Annotated in this window: 21 protein-coding genes and 1 tRNA gene; 7 read left to right on the top strand and 15 right to left on the bottom strand. The window is 71.1% G+C overall.

The window, feature by feature from the left end; all coding sequences use genetic code 11:
• Nucleotides 1-205: 205 nt before the first annotated feature.
• The 4 genes from QM597_RS00585 to QM597_RS00570 are packed head-to-tail and all read left to right on the top strand — an operon-like array spanning nt 206 to nt 3932.
• Nucleotides 206-907 (top strand): YcnI family protein, encoded by a 702-nt coding sequence (locus tag QM597_RS00585; RefSeq protein ID WP_415002932.1) that lies wholly within the window; start codon nt 206-208, stop codon nt 905-907.
• The gene (locus tag QM597_RS00580) at nt 904-2541 is read left to right on the top strand and encodes a copper resistance protein CopC (protein WP_415002931.1); all 1638 of its coding nucleotides are present in this window, start codon (nt 904-906) and stop codon (nt 2539-2541) included. Before QM597_RS00585 ends, QM597_RS00580 begins: the two co-directional genes overlap by 4 nt.
• Nucleotides 2538-3134: a DUF1775 domain-containing protein gene (locus QM597_RS00575; RefSeq protein ID WP_415002930.1), complete on the top strand. Its 597-nt coding sequence runs from the start codon at nt 2538-2540 to the stop codon at nt 3132-3134. The genes QM597_RS00580 and QM597_RS00575 overlap by 4 nt, the downstream gene beginning before the upstream one ends.
• Nucleotides 3135-3143: 9 nt before the next feature.
• Entirely contained in the window at nt 3144-3932 is a 789-nt protein-coding gene (locus tag QM597_RS00570; RefSeq protein WP_415002929.1) for an ABC transporter ATP-binding protein, read from the top strand.
• Between the two features lie 197 nt (nt 3933-4129).
• On the opposite strand, the gene QM597_RS00565 is transcribed toward QM597_RS00570, so the two are convergent.
• The 4 genes from QM597_RS00565 to QM597_RS00550 all read right to left on the bottom strand — a co-directional run bounded on the left by QM597_RS00565 (nt 4130) and on the right by QM597_RS00550 (nt 7344).
• Nucleotides 4130-5137, bottom strand: a complete 1008-nt coding sequence (locus tag QM597_RS00565; protein ID WP_415002928.1) for a glycosyltransferase family 4 protein — start codon at nt 5135-5137, stop codon at nt 4130-4132.
• 77 nt (nt 5138-5214) lie between these two features.
• Nucleotides 5215-5805: a TIGR00730 family Rossman fold protein gene (locus tag QM597_RS00560; protein WP_415002927.1), complete on the bottom strand. Its 591-nt coding sequence runs from the start codon at nt 5803-5805 to the stop codon at nt 5215-5217.
• Nucleotides 5806-5884: 79 nt separating this feature from the next.
• Nucleotides 5885-6658: an inositol monophosphatase family protein gene (locus QM597_RS00555; protein WP_415002926.1), complete on the bottom strand. Its 774-nt coding sequence runs from the start codon at nt 6656-6658 to the stop codon at nt 5885-5887.
• A gap of 38 nt (nt 6659-6696) precedes the next feature.
• The gene (locus QM597_RS00550; protein ID WP_415002925.1) at nt 6697-7344 is read right to left on the bottom strand and encodes an SIMPL domain-containing protein; all 648 of its coding nucleotides are present in this window, start codon (nt 7342-7344) and stop codon (nt 6697-6699) included.
• A 137-nt stretch (nt 7345-7481) separates the two neighbouring features.
• On the opposite strand from QM597_RS00550, the gene QM597_RS00545 reads away from it, so the two are divergent.
• A tRNA-Pro gene (locus QM597_RS00545) sits at nt 7482-7555 on the top strand.
• Nucleotides 7556-7646: 91 nt separating this feature from the next.
• Nucleotides 7647-8117 (top strand): SRPBCC domain-containing protein, encoded by a 471-nt coding sequence (locus tag QM597_RS00540; RefSeq protein ID WP_415002924.1) that lies wholly within the window; start codon nt 7647-7649, stop codon nt 8115-8117.
• A 117-nt stretch (nt 8118-8234) separates the two neighbouring features.
• On the opposite strand, the gene QM597_RS00535 is transcribed toward QM597_RS00540, so the two are convergent.
• The 11 genes from QM597_RS00535 to QM597_RS00485 form a co-directional block, all read right to left on the bottom strand.
• Nucleotides 8235-9026, bottom strand: coding sequence for a pseudouridine synthase (locus tag QM597_RS00535; protein WP_415002948.1), 792 nt, complete (start codon nt 9024-9026; stop codon nt 8235-8237).
• A gap of 152 nt (nt 9027-9178) precedes the next feature.
• Entirely contained in the window at nt 9179-10519 is a 1341-nt protein-coding gene (der, locus tag QM597_RS00530) for a ribosome biogenesis GTPase Der (RefSeq protein ID WP_415002923.1), read from the bottom strand.
• On the bottom strand, nt 10512-11222 hold the full coding sequence (locus QM597_RS00525; RefSeq protein ID WP_415002922.1) for a lysophospholipid acyltransferase family protein: 711 nt from the start codon (nt 11220-11222) through the stop codon (nt 10512-10514). Before QM597_RS00525 ends, der begins: the two co-directional genes overlap by 8 nt.
• Complete coding sequence (gene cmk / locus QM597_RS00520) at nt 11219-11881, bottom strand: (d)CMP kinase (protein ID WP_415002921.1); 663 nt, start codon at nt 11879-11881, stop codon at nt 11219-11221. The genes QM597_RS00525 and cmk overlap by 4 nt, the downstream gene beginning before the upstream one ends.
• A gap of 12 nt (nt 11882-11893) precedes the next feature.
• Nucleotides 11894-12979 carry a prephenate dehydrogenase gene (locus QM597_RS00515; protein ID WP_415002920.1) on the bottom strand — a complete coding sequence of 362 codons (1086 nt, stop codon included), beginning with the start codon at nt 12977-12979 and terminating at the stop codon, nt 11894-11896.
• Nucleotides 12976-13710 (bottom strand): pseudouridine synthase, encoded by a 735-nt coding sequence (locus tag QM597_RS00510; RefSeq protein WP_415002919.1) that lies wholly within the window; start codon nt 13708-13710, stop codon nt 12976-12978. The genes QM597_RS00515 and QM597_RS00510 overlap by 4 nt, the downstream gene beginning before the upstream one ends.
• Complete coding sequence (gene scpB / locus QM597_RS00505) at nt 13703-14296, bottom strand: SMC-Scp complex subunit ScpB (protein WP_415002918.1); 594 nt, start codon at nt 14294-14296, stop codon at nt 13703-13705. The genes QM597_RS00510 and scpB overlap by 8 nt, the downstream gene beginning before the upstream one ends.
• A complete protein-coding gene (locus QM597_RS00500) occupies nt 14289-15155 on the bottom strand; it encodes a segregation and condensation protein A (RefSeq protein ID WP_415002917.1) in 867 nt (288 codons plus the stop codon). The genes scpB and QM597_RS00500 overlap by 8 nt, the downstream gene beginning before the upstream one ends.
• Nucleotides 15152-15541: a hypothetical protein gene (locus tag QM597_RS00495; protein WP_415002916.1), complete on the bottom strand. Its 390-nt coding sequence runs from the start codon at nt 15539-15541 to the stop codon at nt 15152-15154. Before QM597_RS00495 ends, QM597_RS00500 begins: the two co-directional genes overlap by 4 nt.
• On the bottom strand, nt 15526-16371 hold the full coding sequence (locus tag QM597_RS00490; RefSeq protein WP_415002915.1) for a ParA family protein: 846 nt from the start codon (nt 16369-16371) through the stop codon (nt 15526-15528). The genes QM597_RS00495 and QM597_RS00490 overlap by 16 nt, the downstream gene beginning before the upstream one ends.
• A 249-nt stretch (nt 16372-16620) precedes the next feature.
• On the bottom strand, nt 16621-17157 hold the full coding sequence (locus tag QM597_RS00485) for a hypothetical protein (RefSeq protein ID WP_415002914.1): 537 nt from the start codon (nt 17155-17157) through the stop codon (nt 16621-16623).
• 66 nt (nt 17158-17223) lie between these two features.
• Here QM597_RS00485 and QM597_RS00480 point away from each other — a divergent pair, with 66 nt between their 5' ends.
• The gene (locus QM597_RS00480; RefSeq protein ID WP_415002913.1) at nt 17224-18384 is read left to right on the top strand and encodes a DNA cytosine methyltransferase; all 1161 of its coding nucleotides are present in this window, start codon (nt 17224-17226) and stop codon (nt 18382-18384) included.
• The last annotated feature ends 145 nt before the right edge of the window (nt 18385-18529 follow it).

Below are 18529 nucleotides of genomic sequence, written 5' to 3'. Positions count from 1 at the left end.
AAGCGAGGAACGAGCGGCCTCGAAGGGCGAGATGAGCTACGGTTCTGGTCCCTTCGAGGCTCGTCGCAAGCTCCTCGCACCTCAGGGACCGGCCGTCGGCGCACAACCCGAATACATCGGCACTCCCCGTGGTCAGCGCATCCCTTCCTTATGCCCTTGGGCGCGCCTCGGCGCGCCCGCATCCGACCGATCCCGAAGGACCCCCATGAAGCGTTTCCCCCTGCCCACCCGTCCCCTCGCCCGGCTCGCCGCCGGCTCCGCGCTCGTACTCGGTGCCGTGCTGGCGACCGGCACCGCCGCCTCGGCCCACGTCACCGTCACCCCGTCGACGACGGCAGCCGGCTCGTACGCCGTGCTCACCTTCAGCAACGGCCACGGCTGCGACGGCTCGCCCACGACGAAGGTCTCCATCTCGATCCCCGAGGGGATCTACGCGGTGACCCCGACCCGTAACCCGTACTACTCCGTCGAGACCGTCATGGAACCACTAGACGAACCGGTCGACGACGGCTACGGCGGCCAGTACACCGAACGAGTCAGTGAGGTCGTCTACACCGCGACGACCCCGCTGCCCGACCACCAGCGCGATACCTACGAGCTGTCGCTGAAGCTGCCCGGCGGCGACGCGGGTGACACCCTGCGCTTCCCGACGGTCCAGACCTGCGAGTCCGGCGAGAGCGCGTGGATCGACGACGATCCCGAGGCCGAGCTTCCGGCTCCCTCGTTCACGCTGACCGCTGCCGAGGACGAGGGACACGGCCACGGCCACGGCGCAGCGCACGAGTCCGGCCGCGCCGGCGAGTCCGGCTCCGGAACCGGGACCGTCGGCTGGATCGCCCTGGGCCTCGGCGCGCTCGGCACCGTGCTCGGCGGGGCCGCCCTCGCCAGGAGCGGCTCGCGCTCGTGAGGTCTCACCGCTCGCGGTGGTGGGCGCGGCTCCTGGCCGTGCCCACCACCGGGCTGCTCCTGCTCGCCTCGGTCCTGCTCGCCTCGCCGGCCACAGCGCACGCCTCCTTGCTATCGACCGACCCGGCCGACGGCGACGTGCTCGACTCCTCGCCGGCGGCCGTCACCTTGACCTTCAGCGAACCGGTCCGGCTGACCGACGGCATCGAACTGCTCTCCGGCGAAGGGACGCCGGTCGCGGCCGAGGTGACCGGGCGCGACGCGGTCGTGACGATCACCCCCGACGCCCCGCTGGCCGACGGCACGTACATCGTCGGCTGGCGGGTCATCTCGGCCGACACCCATCCGGTCGCAGGCGGCTTCAGCTTCTCGGTCGGCGCGCCCTCGGCCACCAGTATCGAGATCCCGACCGCAAAGGCCCCCCGTGACGTCGACCTGCTGCGCAAGGCGGCCGAAGCCGCCCGGTACGGCGGCGTACTGGTGGCGTCGGGCCTGATCGGCTTCGGCCTGCTCGTGGCCGCCCCGGCACGGCGCGACTCACGCCGGGCGCGCCGCCGAATCGACCGGGGTGCCGCCTGGGCTGCGGCCGCTGCCGCGCTCGCGGCCCTCGCGCTCGCCCCGCTGACGGTCCTCTGGCAGGGCGGCAGCGGCCTGTCGTCCTTCGGATCGGCGGTCGGCGATGCCGCCACCTGGCGCAGCGACACCGCGCTGGCGGCGGCGGTCCTCATCGGCGCGCTCCTGGCCGCGCTGGCCCTCCGGCGACGGCTGCCGGCGGTCGCGCTGGCCGCTGCAGCGGCCGCCTGCGGGTCGCTGGCTCTCGTGGGACACACCCGCACCTTCGGCCCGGCGGCGCTCGTCGTCACCGCAGACCTGCTGCACGTGACCGTCGCCGCCCTGTGGGCCGGCGGTCTCACCGGCCTCACGCTGCTGTTCTCCGTCGGGCGCGACGTCCGGCCCCTGCACCTACAGCACGCGATCCGTCGGTTCTCGGCGCTCGCCCTCATCTCGGTGGCGGTGCTCGCGCTCAGCGGGGCGGTGCTGTGGTGGCGGATCCCGGCGACCGTGCGCGATCTGCCCGACTCCTCCTACGGCGTACACCTGCTGGTCAAGGTGGTGCTGGTCGGGATCCTGGTGATGATCGCCTCGGTCAACCTGCGTCATCTGCGCACCGAGCGCACCGCCGACACACGGCTGCTGCGGCGCACGGTCGGCACCGAACTGGCTGTCATCGCCCTGGTCGTGGCGGCCACAGCCGGACTCGTGACCCAGGTTCCGCGGACCGCATCGGCGTCCCCGGTCACCCCCGAGGCCCCGACGCTGACGTTCGATCTCGGCGACGGCATCGACGCCACGCTGACGCTCACCCCCGGCGGTGTCGGCACGAACTCGGCCCACCTGCGGGTCAGGGATGCCGGCGGTGACCCGGTTGACGCGCTGGAGCCTCCCCAGGTCTCGGTCGGGATCGTCGAATACGACCTGGGGCCGTTCAAGCACGAACTGACCCCGGTCGGCCCCGGCGAGTTCGAGGGCATCGTCGACCTGCCCATCGAGGGCACCTGGCATGTCGAGGTCGCCGTGCGCACCTCCACCTACGAGCGTCCGAGCGGCGAGGCCGACCTGGAGGTGGCCCCATGAGACGGATCCTCGTGACCCTCGCCCTCGCGGGGCTGCTGCTGTGGTCGGCCGGGCCGGCCTCGGCGCACGTCCTGGTCGAGACCGTCGTCCCGCGCGGCGACGGGAGCGCGGAGCTAGCCCTGACCTTCGACCACGGCTGCACCGACTCGCCGACCGTCTCCCTAGTCGTCGAAGCCCCGGCGGGATCGCAGTTCCTCGACGGCACCGCCCCGACGGGCTGGACGGCCGCGGTCGAGGGCGGCGGCTCTCGCATCGTCTTCGCCGGTCCGGGCATCGGCGACGGCCAGGCACCGCGGTTCACCATCGGGGCGCGCCTGGCCGGGTCGGTGGGTCAGACGCTGCTGTTCGAGACCCGCCAGGAGTGCGCGAACGGGCAGGGTTACGACTGGACCGACGCCTCCGAGTCGCAGGATCGCCCGGCTCCGCGGATCGTGGCGACGGCGGCGGTGCTGGCCGAGCAGGCCCCACCGGCCGCCTCGGCGCCGCCCGCACTGCCCGAAGACGGCGTCGGCCTCGGGCAGATCGCTCTGGCCATCGCGCTGCTGGCCGCCGCGGCCGGTGTCGCCGGACACCTGCTGCTGCGCCGCAGCTAGCGTGGGTCCATGAGTCCGCCTCCCGCCCTCGACCTGGCGAACGTCACGTTCATCCGCGCCGGGCGCACGATCCTGGACGACATCTCGCTGCGCGTCGAAGCCGGCGAGCAGTGGGCCTTGCTCGGGCCGAACGGCGCGGGCAAGAGTTCGCTGCTGGGCATCTGCTCGGCGACGACCTTCCCGAGCCGCGGGACGGCGTCGATCCTCGGCAGCGTCATGGGCCGGGTCGACCTGCGTGCGCTGCGCCGGTCCATCGGGCTGGTCGAGCCGCGCCATCCGACGCAGTCGGACCTGCGCGTGGCCGACCTCGTCCTGACCGGTGCGACCGGCACGACCGAGTGGGTGCCGCACTGGATTCCCACCGAGGCCGAACGCGAACGCGCCGCGAAGTACCTGGCGGCCACCGGCCTCCCCGACGACGGCGACCTGCGCTGGCACACGATGTCGCAGGGCGAGCGGGGGCGTGCCCTCATCGCCCGTGCGCTGATGGCCGAGCCGCCGCTGATGCTGCTCGACGAACCGTCGACCGGTCTCGACCTCGTGGGCCGCGAGATCATGCTGCGCACCATCGACGACCTCCCGCTGACCTCGCCGGGCATCACGACGCTGGTCGTGACCCACTATTTCGAGGAGCTGCCGCGGGGCACCACGCACGCGGCGCTGCTGCGAGCCGGGCGGCTCGTCGCGGCCGGGCCGGTCGAACAGGTGCTGGTCGACGCGACGGTCAGCGCCTGCTTCGACCACCCCATCGCGGTCCGCCGCAGCCGCGACGGCCGCTGGCACGCCTCGGCCCGCTGACCGAGGTGCGCCCTTCGAGGAACGAGCCAGCCGAGTCCTGAGGTGCGAGGAGCGGTCCCTGAGGTGCGAGGCCGCCTGCGGCCGAGCCTCGAAGGGTGCGACGAGCCTCGAAGGACGAAGCCTGCGGTGGGGTCCCTTCGAGGCTCGCTGCGCTCGCACCTCAGGGACCGCATTCACCTCATGGCGGACATTCTTCGTCAGGCCGGGGCGGGGCGCTTGGCCTCGTCGCCGACGAGGTCGCGCACGTGTCCGGCCATCGCCGCCAGGTCACCGGGCGCGTACAGCCAACCGGTCCGGCTCGCGTCGATCAGATCGAGCGGACCGCCCTTGGCCACGGCCACGACCGGAACGCCGCTGGCCAGTCCCTCCTGGATCACCTGACAGAACGTCTCGGTCTCCCCCGGATGCACGAGCACGTCGAGGCTCGCCATGTGGCTCCCCAGGTCGACGCCGTGCAGCATACCGGTGAAATGCGCGCCGGGCAGCGCCGCCGCCAAGCGGGTGCGCTCCGGCCCGTCGCCGACCACGATCAGGCGGAAGCCGGGCACCCCGGCCAGCGCGGCCAGGTCGGCCACCTGCTTCTCCGGCGCGAGCCGCTCGCCGTTCGGGGCGAGCGAGCGGCGCAGCTCCTCGTCGCGGCGGCCGGGAGCGAACCGGACGGCGTCGACGCCCCGCCACCAGATCCGTACCCGCTCGACGCCGCGCGCCTCCAAGGCCGCGACGGCGCTGGTCGACGGCGCGAGCGTCGGCGCGGCGCGGTCGTGGATGTCGCACACGCGACGCCACAGCAGCCGCTCGGCCCACGGCATCTGATATTCGGCCGCATACGCCGGGATGTCGGTCTGGTAGACCGCCACCGTCGGCACCCCCAGCTCGCGGGCGGCCAGCGTCGCACGCCAGCCGAGCACGAATGGCGAGGCGAGATGGACGACCTGCGGCCCGAACTCCTCCCGCATCCGCCGGATCCGGCCGACACCGCCGGTGGCGATGCGCACGTCGGGGTACATCGGCAGCGACCAGGCGGGCACCGTGACGACACGGGCGCCGTGTACCTCTCCGGGCACCGGGCGGCCGTCGGCGGCGTCGGGAACGATGACGAGCACCTCGTCGCCACGGCGCTGCGCATGCTCGAGCACGTGGAGTACGGAGGTGACCACCCCGTTCGTCTGGGGCAGGAACGACTCGGCGATGATCGCGATCCTCATGCCGCCAGGCTCACCGGGCACGTGTCCGGTCCGCATCGCCACGGTGACGTGCCGGCGAACAGTTCGGCTCCGTTCGCTCACGCCGTGGGCGCGTCGTACTCCTTGCGCTGCGGGTCCAAGGGGGCCGCGAGGCCGTCGAGGAGCGCGGGGAAGTCGTCGCCGAACCGCACGAGGTCGGCGTGCTCGCGCAGGAGGAACCCGCGTTCGACCATGAACTCGACCAGTTCCGCGAGCGGCCGCCAGAAGCCGCCGATGTCGTAGAAGGCGCTGCGTTTGGCGTGCAGGCCCAGCTGCGTCCAGGTCCACTGCTCGGCGATCTCCTCGAGCGTGCCCATGCCGCCGGGCAACGCCACGAAGGCGTCCGCGCGCTCGGCCATGATCGCCTTGCGCTCGTGCATCGTCTCGACCACGTGCAGCTCGCTCAGCCCCTGGTGGGCCACCTCGCGCTCGTCCAGCGACTGCGGGATGACGCCGACGACCTCGCCCCCGGCCGCGAGGGCCGCATCGGCCACGGTGCCCATCAGACCGACCCGGCCGCCCCCGTAAACGAGCGTGATGCCCTGCTCGGCCAACGTGCGGCCGACCTCGACCGCCGCCTGCTCGTAGGCCGGATCGGTCCCGAAGCGCGAGCCGCAAAAAACCGTCACCGCCTTCAACGCATTGCTCATGTCGCCACCACCTCGGGAAAAGCGACGGTAGGCGGTGCCGACATGACGTCATCCCATCGGTTCACTCGCTGACGCTCGCTCATGCCCGTCCCTCCGTGAGACGCCGGACCATGTGGTCGGTGGCGCTGGGCGGTCCGGCCAGCGACCACCCATGCCCCTCGACCTCGACCTGGACCGTCGACCCGCCGACGCCCGCGACGAGGGCCGCACCGGGCAGCCAGTCCCAGGCGGGGGTGTCGTTGGAGAAGTACACGCCGATGCGCCCGGCGGCCACGCTGACCATGTCCATCGACCCCGAGCCGAGCATGCGTTGCGTGGCCGCACCGGAGACCGCCCGCAGGAACGGCTCGCGGACCGACGCATCGCCGATGCGTGCCGGATGCAGATAGGTCGCGACGCTGACGTCGGCCAGCGCGGCGTCGGCCAGCAGCCCCAGGGGCACGCCGTTCGCCGTAGTCGGCAGGTCCGGTCCCCCGACCCAGACGGTGCCGCTCGCATGGTGAGCGACGGCACCCAACACCACCGCGTCGTCGACCGTCAACGCGACAGCCGAACACCAGTAGTCGGACCCGGAGGCGAAGTTGTAGGTGCCGTCTACCGGGTCAATGACCCACCGGCGTCCGGTCGTACCGGGTACGTCGGTGCCCTCCTCGCCGAGCAGGCCGTCGCCGGGCCGCTCGGCCGCCAGCGTCTCGGTCACGAACGCCTCGGCGGCATGGTCGGCATCGGTCACGACGTCGGAGATCGAGGTCTTGGTGTCGACGCTCAGGCCCGCGCCGCGCATCCTCGCCGCGAGCACCGCCGCCTCGGTCACGAGCCGCGCCGCCAACTGCACATCCGCCTCGTCCACCACGATCCGCAGGCTAGCCGACGCCGCCTGCAGCGACCGGATCAGGCGCGGGAGACGACGAACACCGCGTCGACGCTGGAGGCGATCTCGACGTCCTTCGGGGTGAACAGCTCGCTGCCGTCCTGGGCCGCCATCGCGGCGAACCTCGGCATCGGGCCGTCCTGGGCACCGCGACGGTCGTCGATCTCGCGCACGTGGACCTGCCCCAGCCCGAGGGCGTCGGCGTAGTCCTGTGCTTGGCGCAGCGCGTGACGCACCGCCTCGCGCCGCGCGTCGCGCTCGAGCTGCTGGCGCATCGCGGACGATACGTCCCAGTCGACGCCGTCGATGCGTAGGCCGTCGACCCCGACGATCTCCACGATCCACCGGCCCAGCGCGGCCGGGTCCGAGAAGGTGGCCGAGATCCTCGCGGACGCGGTGTGGACCAGGGGCGAGGGGTTGCCGTGATCGGTCCAGGGCCGGTGCGCGTGAACCGACACCTGATCGACCGAGTAGGCCGTAACCGGCCCCCGCTGCGCGGGCGCGTGCAAGGCCGACAGGCTCTCGCGCGCCAGAGCCACGGCGTCGGCGGCCAGCGCCGTCACCCACCCCGCGTCGGAGCCGTCGACGACGACCCGCGCGCGCACCGTCCCGCGCTCGGGTGCGTGGGTGACCGTGTGAGTGCCTCGCACGCTGATGGTGACCTCCATGCGCCGATGCTAGAAGATGGCGCGACGAGGCGGAACCCGGTCATGGAGGTGCGCCCTTCGCGGCCCGTCGCACCAGATATCTCACGGACCGCCGGTGAGTGGCCGGGCGAGTCTGCGCTAGAGTGTCCGAGGTTCAACGGGCTGTGGCGCAGCTTGGTAGCGCACTTGACTGGGGGTCAAGGGGTCGCAGGTTCAAATCCTGTCAGCCCGACAAATCCGAAGGTGCCTGGTCGCTCAACGGCTGGGCACCTTCGGCGTTTTCTACGACCGATGTCCGATACGGCGCGAGAGGGAGAACAGACATGACGGCCGAACCCGACCTCCGCGTCACTGCGGTGCTGACAGCGACGCCTGAGGCGATCTGTGCCGTGTGGTCCAGCCCCGAGCTGATTCAGCGCTGGTGGGGTCCGGCCGGCTTCACCAGCACGGTCCGTGACCTCGACTTCACCGGCGGCGGCGTGCTGGACATCCTCATGCGCGCGCCGGACGGCACCGAGTTCTCGAACGTCTACGACTTCCTCACGGTCGAGATTCCCTCACGAATCGAGTACATGCACCGGGGTTCGCCGGAGTGGGGATTGTCCCCCTCCCGGACCGTCGTGCTCATCGAAGCCGAGGCGGGCGACCCGGCACGGTCTTGTGTGTCGTGGCTCTCCTTCTACGCGAGCGCCGAGGACCAGCACCGGCATCTGGAGGACTTCAACGCCGAGTCCGGTGCGCGCGAGCTACTCCAGCGGCTCGAAGCCGTCGCCAGCGCTCAAGCCGGGTCCTAAGGAATCGCTGATGTATTCGGGTTACGCCGCCTGCCGGTCCCTGAGGCGCGAGGAGCTTGCAACGAGCCTCGAAGGGACCTGCCGTGTGGTGGCTTCGAGGCTCGACCGCTTGCGGCCTCACACCTCGGCCACCGGAAGCCCCCGGTCCCCGAACGGGAAGGGGCGCGCGCTCGTGAAGCGGCGCGGCCGACCGGCGACCGGATCGTCGAAGGCGATCTCGGAGGCCAACAGCTGCAGGGGCGACGAGAAGTCGTCCGATGCCACGTCGAGCACGCGCGGGTAGAGCGGGTCGCCGACGATGGGCAGCCCCAGGCCCGCCAGATGCACCCGCAACTGATGGGTCCGCCCGGTCTCCGGCCTCAGCCGGTACACCGCCCACTCGCCCAGCACCCGGTCCATCTCGATCAGCGTCTCGGCGTTCGGCGGCATCCCCCGGACCTCCCGCACCTGCCAGACCCCACGATCCTTGCGCAGGTGATTGCGCACCACCAGCGGAAAACTCATCGACGGGTCGTGGGCGGCGAGTGCCAGATACGTCTTGACGACCTCGCGCCGCTGGAACAACGACTGGTAGACGCCCCGCCAGCGCCGCTGTGTCGCCAGCACCAGCACCCCCGAGGTCAGCCGGTCGAGACGATGCACGGGCTGCAGCTCCGGCAGATCCAGCTCCCGCCGCAACCGGGCCTGCACGCTCTGCCTCACGTGCCCACCGCGCGGGATCGTCGCCAGGAACGGCGGCTTGTCGACCACGACGATCCGCTCGTCGCGGAACAGGACCGGCATCTCCCCCGGCACGACCGGCTCGTCGGCGAACTCCCGGTGGAACCACAGAAAGGCCGCCGGGACGTAGGCATCGTCGGCACGCACGGCTCGCCCCGCCGCATCGACCACGCGCCCCTCGGCCAGCATCGCCTCGGCATCGACCGCAGCAGGAAGTCGTTCGCGCAGCCAGTCGAGCAGGGTCTCCCAGGCCGGCGCACTCCCCCGCACCGCAGCGGGCGTGCGGACCCGCACCGCGTCGATGCCGTCACGCGGCGGCAGCGGCGAGGCGGGTGCCACGGCTAACGGCGCTTGCGCTTCTCGCGCACCCGCTGCTGCAGGTGGATCGGCGAGCCGGTGAAGCCGAACTCCTCGCGCAGCCGCCGCTCGATGAACCGCAGGTACGTGTCCTCCAGCTTGCCGGACGTGAACAGCACGAAGGTCGGCGGCGCGGTCTGCGCCTGCGTGCCGAACAGCACCTTCGGCTGTTTGCCGCCGCGCACCGGATGGGGATGTTCGGCCACGAGACGGCCGAGGAAGGAGTTGAGCCGGCCCGTCGAGACCCGCGTCTCCCAGCCCTCCAGCGCCGCGTCCAGCGCCCGCACCAGCCGGTCGACGTGCCAGCCCGTGCGCGCGGCGATGTTGGTGCGCGGCGCCCACTGCACCTGCACCAGTTCGCGCTCGATCTCGCGTTCGAGGTAGTAGCGGCGCTCCTCGTCCACGAGATCCCACTTGTTGAAGGCGATGACGAGCGCCCGGCCGGTCTCGCGGACCGTCTGGATGATGCGCGTGTCCTGCTCGCTCAGGCTCTGGCTCGCATCGACGATCATCACGACGACCTCGGCCCGCTCGATGGCACCGGTCGTACGCAGGCTCGCGTAATACTCGTGCCCCGACGCCTCCCGCACGCGCTTGCGGATGCCGGCGGTGTCGATGAACGCCCACGGACGCCCGCCCAGCTCGACCAGCTCGTCAACAGGGTCGACCGTCGTGCCGGAGGCGTCGTCGACGACCACGCGCTCCTCACCGGCCAGCTTGTTGAGCAAGCTCGACTTGCCGACGTTGGGCTTGCCGACGATGGCCACGCGGCGCGGCCCGTCCGGGTCGAACTCCGGCTCCGGCGGTGCCTCGGGCAGCACCGCCAGCACGGCGTCCAGCAGGTCGCCGCTGCCGCGCCCGTGCAGCGCGGAGACCGGATACGGCTCGCCGAGGCCGAGATTCCACAGCGCAGCGGCCTCGGCCTCGGTCCGCTGGTCGTCGACCTTGTTGGCCGCGAGCACGACAGGCTTGCCCGAGGAGCGCAGGATCTTCACGACCGCCTCGTCGGCGTCGGTGATGCCGACCGTCGCGTCGACCACGAACAGCACGGCGTCGGCCACCGACACGGCGATCTCGGCCTGCGCGGCGATGCGTTCGGCCAGACCGCGGGCGTCCGGGTCCCAGCCGCCGGTGTCGACGACGGTGAAGACCCGCCCGTTCCACATCGCCTCGTACGGCACGCGGTCGCGGGTGACGCCGGGGACGTCCTCGACCACGGCCTCGCGGCGGCCGATGATCCGGTTGACAAGAGTCGACTTACCGACATTCGGCCGGCCGATCACCGCCAGGACGGGCAGCGGTCCGGTGGGGGTGTCGTCACTCATCGAAGGAGTCCTGCTTCGGCGGCGCGCCGGGAAGGTCGCGCTTGAGGTTCTGGGTGGTGGTCTCGACATGCACACGCAACACGTCGGCGATCCGCTCGCGCTCGGCGGCCACGGTGAAGGCGTCCCGCGGCCAGGGCATCGCCGGGATGGTGATCGGCGTGCCGTAGACGACGTCGATGCGCTGCCCGGGTGCGGGCTTGCTCTCGATCTCGGCACCCGGCTCCCGCGTGCCCAGCACCGCGACGGGCACGACCGGCGCGCCGGTGACCAGTGCGAGGTAGGCCGCTCCGCCGTAGGTCTCCTGGACGAGTCCGTCGCCGCGCTTGCCCTCGGGGTAGACCAGCAGCACCTGACCAGCCCGCAGCACCCGCAGCGCCTTACGCAGGGCGGCCGCGTCGGTGCGGCCACGGTGCAACTCGATCTGCGCCGAGGCGCGCAGCAGGCGGCCGGGCCAGCCCGCGAAGGACTCGTGTTTGACCAGCGCGTGAACGACACGCTCGGAGGTCGCCACGGTCACCGGGCCGTCGAGCCAGCCGACGTGGTTGCTGACGAGGATCACCGGACCGTCCTGCGGCACATGACCGACGCCCCGGACGTGGACGTCCCAGCGGCGGACGACGCGGCGGCGCAGGAAGGAGCGGAAGAACCGGTGCGGCCACTCCGGCAGGCCCGCGCGGACCGGGGCGGCGTCGGCGACGCTCATCGGCGTTCCTCCACGAGTGAGACGATGCGGCCGATAACCTCGTCGAGCGACAGATGCGTGCTGTCGATCTCGACGGCGTCGTCGGCCTTGGCCAGCGGCGAGGCCGCGCGGGTGGAGTCGATGCGGTCACGGCGCTGCAGCGAAGCGGCGGTCGCGGCGGTGTCCGAACCGCCCTCCTCAGCAGCGCGGCGCTCGGCGCGCGCCTGCGGGTCGGCCACGAGGAACACCTTGAGCGGCGCGTCGGTGGCGACGACCGTGCCGATGTCGCGTCCCTCCACGACGATGCCGGGCGCGTCCGTGCCGACGATGACCCGGCGTTGCAGGTCGACCAGCCGGGTGCGCACCTGCGGTACCGCCGAGACCGGGCTGACGTGCCGCACCACCTCGTCGCTGCGGATCGGCCCGGCGACGTCGATCCCGTCGGCGGCGATCGTCGGTGCCAGGGGGTCGGTGCCCGAGTCGATGCGCACCTCGCCGACGGTCGCCGCGACCGCAGCCGCGTCAGCGGTGTCGACGCCGCGCTGCAGCAGCGCCCAGGTCACGGCCCGGTACATCGCGCCGGTGTCCAGGTAGGCAAAACCCAGCCGGTCCGCGACCCCACGGGCCGTGCTCGACTTGCCCGATCCCGAGGGACCGTCGACGGCGACGACGAATGACATCAAGGAACTCCTCTATCGGTAGGGCGTCCAACCGCGCTCGGCCAGCGACGCGGTCAGGTGATCGGCCCGCTCAGCGGCAACCTCGATCTGGGCCAAGCCTACGGGGCGTCCGTATTCGTGGTCGATGCGGAAGTCCTCGATGTTGACGCCGGACTCGCCGATGTCGGCCATGAGCGCCGATAGCACTCCGGGCCGGTCGTCCACGGGGACGAAGACGACGGCATTCGAAACCGTGACCGCATCGCCGTGTTTGCCGGGGATGCGCCGGGTTCCGGCGCGGCCGGCGTCCAGCACGTCGGACAGCCGCCCGGCGAGCACGTCGCCCCCGGCGTCGAGCGCGTCGAGCACCCGGTCGAGGTCGCCGCGCAGGGATCGCAGCAGCCCGGCGACCGCGCCGGCGTTGCTGTCGAGGATCTGCAGCCACATGCCCGTGGCGCTGCCGGCGATCCGGGTGACGTCGCGCAGGCCTGGTCCGGCCAGCTCCACATGCTCACGGGGGGCCACCGCCAGCAGGCCTGCGGTCAGCACCGAGACGAGGTGGGGCACGTGGGAGACGAGCGCGACGGCGCGGTCGTGTTCGTCCGGCTCCATCACGACGGGCGCGGCGTCCAGGGCCGTCACGACCGACAGCACCCGTTCCAGCGCCTCCGGCGAGGTCCCGTCGACCGGGACGAGCGCCCACGGCCGTCCCTCGAACAGCAGCGCCGATCCGGCCATCGGACCGGATCGCTCGGTCCCGGCCATCGGATGACCGCCGACGAATCGGACCGCATCCGCCGTGCCGCCGAGCGCGCGCGCCACGGGGGCCTTGACGCTCGCCACGTCGGTCACGACGGCGCTCGGGAACTCCCGCAGCAGGCAGGCGGCGAGGTCGGGGACTGCGGCCGGCGGCACGGCCACCACGACGAGGTCGGGGGCGGTGCCGGGCGGCTCGGCCGATCCCGCGCCCAGGGAGGCGGCGACTTCGGCCACGCCGGGGGTCGCGTCGCGCAGGTGGACCGTCGTGCCGCGCACGCTCAGTGCGAGGGCGACGGAGGTGCCGATCAGCCCGCAGCCGACGACCAGCGCCGTGCCCGGCCAGTCGACTCGTTCACTCATGCCTGAACGCTATCGAACAGCGCACCCAACTCGTCGCGCGTCAGATCGCGCGTGCGGCCGAGGGGCAGGTTGCCCAGGTACAACGGGCCGAAGGCCGTCCGGGTGAGTTCGCGCACCGGATGGCCCACCTCGGCCAGCAGGCGGCGCACGATGCGGTTGCGGCCCATGTGGATGTCCAGCTCGACCAGCGACCGGCCGGCCGCCACGTCCTTGACGACGAAACGGTCCACGACTGCCGGGCCGTCGTCGAGATCGACGCCGCCGCGCAGCCGTCGCCCGAGCGCAGCGCTGACCCGGCCGTCGACGAGCGCGACATAGGTCTTGGTGATCTCGAAGGACGGATGTGCGAGGCGGTGCGCCAGGTCGCCGTCGTTGGTCATCACCAGCAGGCCCGAGGTGTCGGTGTCGAGGCGTCCGACGTGGAACAGCCGCTCCGCGCGCTGCCCGACGATCTCGCGCAGGTCCGGGCGGCCTCGCTCGTCGTGCATCGAGGTGACGATGCCGCGCGGCTTGTTGACCAGCACATAGGCGTGCTCGCTCGGCGGCGGCAGGCGTCGCCCGTCGACCCGGATGACGGCGGTGACCGGATCGACGCGCAGGCCCATCTGGGTGACGATCTGCCCGTCGACCTCCACGCGCCCCTCGGCCATGAGCACCTCGCAGGCCCGGCGACTGCCGAGTCCGGCCTGGGCCAGCACCTTCTGCAGCCGGATGCCTTCGGTCTCACTCACCGTGCGCCGGCTCCTCGACCTCGCCGATCTCCGGCAGCATCGGGGCGATCTCGGGCAGTTCCTCCAGGCTGCCCAGGCCCATGCGCTCCAGGAAGTAGTTCGTCGTGCGGTACAGGATCGCGCCGCTCTCGGCGTCGGTGCCGGCCTCCTCGATCAGGCCCCGTGTCACGAGGGTCCGCACCACGCCGTCGACGTTGACGCCGCGGATCGCCGAGATGCGCGAGCGGCTGATCGGCTGGCGGTAGGCGACCACGGCCAGGGTCTCCAGTGCGGCCTGGGTCAGCCGGGCCTGCTGCCCGTCGAGCACGAACCGTTCCACGGCCGCCGCGACGCTGTCGCGGGTGTAGTAGCGCCAGCCGCCGGCGATGGAGCGCAGTTCGAACCCGCGGCCCTGCGCGTCGTATTCGGCGGCGAGCGCCTCAAGTGCCTCGGCCACGTCGTCCGGCGGATGGCCGACCGCCTGGGCCAGCGTCAGGTGGTCCAGCGGCTGATCGGCGACCATGAGCACCGCCTCGAGCGCCGGGTGCAGGTCGAGCATCTCCAGTTCCAGCTCGTGGGGGCCGCGCGGCAGGTTCGCCTCACTCATCGGGACTCATCTCCTCCATCAGCGCTGCGGGCACGACGTGTTCGTCCCCGGTCTCCGGCGGTGCGTCGAACTCCTGGCCCACCTCGACATCGCCGTCGTCGCTGCCGGTCCAGCGCAGGTGCAGGTCGCCCAGCGGGGTCGCCTGCTCGAAGGCCACCATGCCTTCGCGGAACAGTTCCAGCAGCGCCAGGAAGCGGGCCACCGTGGTCATCAGGTCGGGCGAGTCGGCCGTCAGGGAACGGAAGGTCAGCGAGCGTTCGCGGCGCAGCCGGTCGACGACGACATGGGCTTGTTCGCGCACGCTGACCTGCGGCGCGTGCAGGTGCGCTAGCGACAAGATCGGCTCGGGTTTGGGGGTGAGCGCCGCCGTGGCGATGCGCGCCAGATCCGCAGGCGTGGCCGAGATGAGGATCTCCGGCAGCAGCTCGGCGAAGCGCGGCTCCAACGGCGCGGCACGCGGGTAGCGGTGCTGCTCGGCGTCCAGGCGGGCGGCGAGGCGGGCCGCGGCCTGTTTGAAGGCGCGGTACTGCAGCAGCCGCGCGAACAGCAGGTCGCGGGCCTCCAGCAGCGCCAGGTCGTCCTCGTCTTCGACCTCGGCCTGCGGCAGCAGCCGCGCGGTCTTGAGGTCGAGCAGCGTGGCCGCGACGAGCAGGAAGTGCGTCGTCTGCTCCAGGTCGCCGCCGAGTTCGCCGATGTAGGAGATGAACTCGGTGGTGACCTGCGACAGCGCGACCTCGGTGACGTCGAGCTTGTGCCGCCCGATGAGTTCGAGCAGCAAGTCGAAAGGCCCCTCGAACACGCCGATGCTGATCGAGAAGCCCGATGCTACGGACTCCTCGGCGACCGTCTCCTCGCTCACTGCCGGGCCGAGGCCTCGTCGATGCGCCGCACGAGATCGCTGGCCTCGCCGTGCGTCTCGAAGTCCTCCAGCGCGGCGGCCAGCGCGGCGCGCACGATCCGGCCGCGGTCGACGTTGCGCCCCAGCACCGAGCGCACGGCCAGGCGGGTCTGCTCCAGCGCCAGCAGTTCCTCGGCGGTGACGTAGACGGTGATCTTCTCCTCGTGTTTGACCCGGCCGCTGGCCTTCTTGACCGGTTCGCGTACCGGCAGGGGCGGCTCGTCGGCCGGGGCGGGGGAGGCCGGCTTGGCGGTGGGCCGGAACAGTTCGTCGGCACCAGGCATCGCCGGGCGCCGGGCGGACGAGGACGCGGCCTTCTTGGGCCGTTTGCTCACGCTGTCGGGCATCGCACCAGGACCTCTCGGGCGAGTTGCCGGTACGCTTCGGCACCGGGCGAGGTCGGGGCGTACTCGGTGATCGGCTCCCCGGCGACCGTGGAGTCGGAGAACTTGACCGTGCGGCGGATCACCGTGTGGAACACCAGGTCACCCCAGCCCTGGACGAGCGTCTGCAGGACCTCGCGCCCGTGCAGGGTGCGGCTGTCGAACATCGTGCCGAGCAGGCCGACGATCTGCAGCCGCGGGTTGGTGCGCTCGCGGACCTTCTCGATGGTCTCCTTGAGCAGCGCCACGCCGCGCAGCGCGAAGTATTCGCACTCCAGCGGGATGACCACGCCGTCGGCGGCGGTCAGGGCGTTGACCGTCAGCAGGCCGAGCGAAGGCTGGCAGTCGATGAGGATGACGTCGTAGTCCTCGCGCACGCCGTACAGGGCGCGGGCGAGGGCCTGTTCACGGCCGACCTCGGTCACGAGCTGCATCTCGGCGGCCGACAGGTCGATGTTGGCCGGGGCCAGGTCGAGGCCGGGCACCGACGTCGTAGTGATGATGTCGCGCAGGGCGAGCGAACGGTCCATGAGGACGTGGTAGATGCTCTGGTCGAGGTCGTGGGCGTTGAAGCCGAGGCCGACCGTCATGGACCCCTGCGGGTCGAAGTCGACCAGGAGGACGCGGCGCCCCGCCTCGACCAGCGCCGCCCCGAGGCTGATGGTGGTCGTCGTCTTGCCGACGCCGCCTTTCTGGTTGCACATGGCGATGATCGTCGCGGGGCCGGGCGTGCGGGGCTGCGGTTCGGGGAAACTCGGAGTCGGCCGTCCGGTCGGACTGGTTTCCTGACTCATGTTCACCCCGTTTCTGTGCATCGCGCGTCGCCGGGCTTCTGCCCTGCGGTACACCCTATCGCCGCCCCCACCGCCCGGTCCCTGAGGTGCGAGGAGTTCGCAACGAGCCTCGAAGGGACCCACCGCACCCGGTCCCTGAGGTGCCGCGAGGAACGAGCGGCCTCGAAGGGACCCGCCGCTACCCGCCGCTGGTGGCTTCGAGGCTCGGCCGCAGGCGGCCTCACACCTCAGCCACCCAAGCCCCCGGTATCAGCCGGTGAATCCTGCGGCCCAGGCTTGCCGTTCCGTTCCCGGAATGCGGCCATTCTTGCCGGTATTGAGGAACTTCTGGACCTCCGTGAAGAAGTGTGCCCGTTGATTGAGGTCGAACTCCGCGATCTTGACCGCCAACCACGCATGGAGGTCGATGAACTGGAAGAGGACTCCTTCCCGTTCCAGTTCGGCTATCACCGGATTCTGCAGACTGCGCTCGGCCTCGGCCGGAATGTCATCCGGCCGGCACAGCACGTGGACGATCATTCCCGTCGGGATACCTTTCTCGAAGAACATCCCCAGGGACTGAACCGCCTCGTTGATACGTTGGATGCCGAACTCCTTGACTGTGATTTCGTAGACACGCATCAGGCCCTCTGCGGCGTGCTCCACCGAGACGTCGCCGACCTTGTTCGATGTCCTGTTCGTGGTGGAGGCGCTGTCCCTGGCACCGCTCACCACGTATCCTTCGCGGTTCAGGAACTCCGTTTCCACCGCGATGCCGCAGATGGCCTGCGGAATCGTTTCCATCATCCGAGCGTGGCATTTTGTAGCCTATGAGACCACGGACTATGAATCACATGGCGACGAGGAGTACCGATGCCTGACGCCTTCAGCGTCGCCGCGTTCTACAGCGGAGCCGGTGGCCTCGACCTCGGCTTCGAGCGGGCAGGCTACGACATCCTCCTGGCCAGCGACATCGATCCCGTTGCCATTCAGACACACCGGCGGCACAGCACCGCGCGGTGCACCATTGCTCAAGACATCGACACGCTCGACCTCGCTCCGGCACGCGGTGCCGATGTGGTGATCGGCGGGCCGCCATGCCAAGGCTTCTCGGTCGCCGGGAAGATGGACCCGCACGACCCCCGCAGCAGGCACGTCTGGACCTTCCTGGAGAAGGTGAGCCAGATCAAGCCTCGCGCGTTCGTCATGGAGAACGTCAAGAACCTCTACGCGAACCAACGGTGGTCCGACCTTCGCGAGGACTTGCTTACCGCTGCTCGCCTCCTGGGTTACTCCACGCGACTGATGTTGTTGAACGCCGCCGACTTCGGGGTCCCTCAGGCGCGTGAGCGGATGTTTCTCATCGGCGTGCGCGGTGAGGTGGACGTGCCCGCGCTCACTCCCGATGCCCATACGAGGCATGTCTGCGTGCGAGAAGCGTTGGCTCTCCTCCCTCGGTATGGCCATGAGGGCAACAACACCTACTGCGTCGCCAAGATCACGGCCGCCGCCAAGCCGGTCATGCGCAAGTCCCCCTACGCGGGCATGATGTTCAACGGCGCGGGGCGCCCGCTCGATCTCGACCGTCCCTCGACCACGCTGGCGGCCTCAATGGGCGGCAACCGTACGCCCATCGTTGAACAAAACCTCCTGGACGGGGACACCGACAGTTGGGTGCGGTGGTACCACGACCATCTCAGAGCTGGTGGGCCCCCGCTGTCGTTCGAGAAACCTGTCAGTCCGCACTTGCGACGATTGACGGTCGAGGAGGCAGCCGTACTCCAGGGGTTCCCCGTGGGCACGAAGTTCGCCGGTCCGGTTTCTGCCCAGTTCCGGCAGATTGGAAACTCGGTGCCGCCGCCGGTGGCTGAGGCTGTCGCCAACCACCTCCGCCTGCTGGTCACGCACGCTGATCCGAGTGTGGGTGTGCCAGACCTGAGTGCCGACCAACTCATCGATCTCGCGCAGGACCATCGCTTCGATGCCGACCGTGGCAGCCGAGGCGAACTCGTTTCCGAACCCGCCGCAGCCTAAACCGCGCCCCGGTCCCTGAGGTGCGAGGAGCTTGCGACGAGCCTCGAAGGGACCCGCCCCGACTACCGGGGGGTGGCTTCGAGGCTCGGCCGCAGGCGGCCTACGCACCTCAGCCACCGAGGCGTCTGCTCAGGTGGTCTTGCGG

Source organism: Aeromicrobium sp. (assembly GCF_047607065.1).
Taxonomy (GTDB): domain Bacteria; phylum Actinomycetota; class Actinomycetes; order Propionibacteriales; family Nocardioidaceae; genus Aeromicrobium.
Note: the sequence above shows the minus strand (reverse complement) of the source record. Positions and strands in the feature narration are given on the sequence as shown.

Excerpts from the sequence above, each read along its gene's own strand:
- QM597_RS00585 (WP_415002932.1), top strand. The coding sequence starts at position 206 with ATGAAGCGTTTCCCCCTGCCCACCCGTCCCCTCGCCCGGCTCGCCGCC.
- QM597_RS00575 (WP_415002930.1), top strand. The coding sequence starts at position 2,538 with ATGAGACGGATCCTCGTGACCCTCGCCCTCGCGGGGCTGCTGCTGTGG.
- QM597_RS00570 (WP_415002929.1), top strand. The coding sequence starts at position 3,144 with ATGAGTCCGCCTCCCGCCCTCGACCTGGCGAACGTCACGTTCATCCGC.
- QM597_RS00565 (WP_415002928.1), bottom strand. The coding sequence starts at position 5,137 with ATGAGGATCGCGATCATCGCCGAGTCGTTCCTGCCCCAGACGAACGGG.
- QM597_RS00560 (WP_415002927.1), bottom strand. The coding sequence starts at position 5,805 with ATGAGCAATGCGTTGAAGGCGGTGACGGTTTTTTGCGGCTCGCGCTTC.
- QM597_RS00550 (WP_415002925.1), bottom strand. The coding sequence starts at position 7,344 with ATGGAGGTCACCATCAGCGTGCGAGGCACTCACACGGTCACCCACGCA.
- QM597_RS00540 (WP_415002924.1), top strand. The coding sequence starts at position 7,647 with ATGACGGCCGAACCCGACCTCCGCGTCACTGCGGTGCTGACAGCGACG.
- QM597_RS00535 (WP_415002948.1), bottom strand. The coding sequence starts at position 9,026 with ATGCTGGCCGAGGGGCGCGTGGTCGATGCGGCGGGGCGAGCCGTGCGT.
- der (WP_415002923.1), bottom strand. The coding sequence starts at position 10,519 with ATGAGTGACGACACCCCCACCGGACCGCTGCCCGTCCTGGCGGTGATC.
- QM597_RS00525 (WP_415002922.1), bottom strand. The coding sequence starts at position 11,222 with ATGAGCGTCGCCGACGCCGCCCCGGTCCGCGCGGGCCTGCCGGAGTGG.
- cmk (WP_415002921.1), bottom strand. The coding sequence starts at position 11,881 with ATGTCATTCGTCGTCGCCGTCGACGGTCCCTCGGGATCGGGCAAGTCG.
- QM597_RS00515 (WP_415002920.1), bottom strand. The coding sequence starts at position 12,979 with ATGAGTGAACGAGTCGACTGGCCGGGCACGGCGCTGGTCGTCGGCTGC.
- scpB (WP_415002918.1), bottom strand. The coding sequence starts at position 14,296 with ATGAGTGAGGCGAACCTGCCGCGCGGCCCCCACGAGCTGGAACTGGAG.
- QM597_RS00495 (WP_415002916.1), bottom strand. The coding sequence starts at position 15,541 with ATGCCCGACAGCGTGAGCAAACGGCCCAAGAAGGCCGCGTCCTCGTCC.
- QM597_RS00490 (WP_415002915.1), bottom strand. The coding sequence starts at position 16,371 with ATGAGTCAGGAAACCAGTCCGACCGGACGGCCGACTCCGAGTTTCCCC.
- QM597_RS00485 (WP_415002914.1), bottom strand. The coding sequence starts at position 17,157 with ATGATGGAAACGATTCCGCAGGCCATCTGCGGCATCGCGGTGGAAACG.
- QM597_RS00480 (WP_415002913.1), top strand. The coding sequence starts at position 17,224 with ATGCCTGACGCCTTCAGCGTCGCCGCGTTCTACAGCGGAGCCGGTGGC.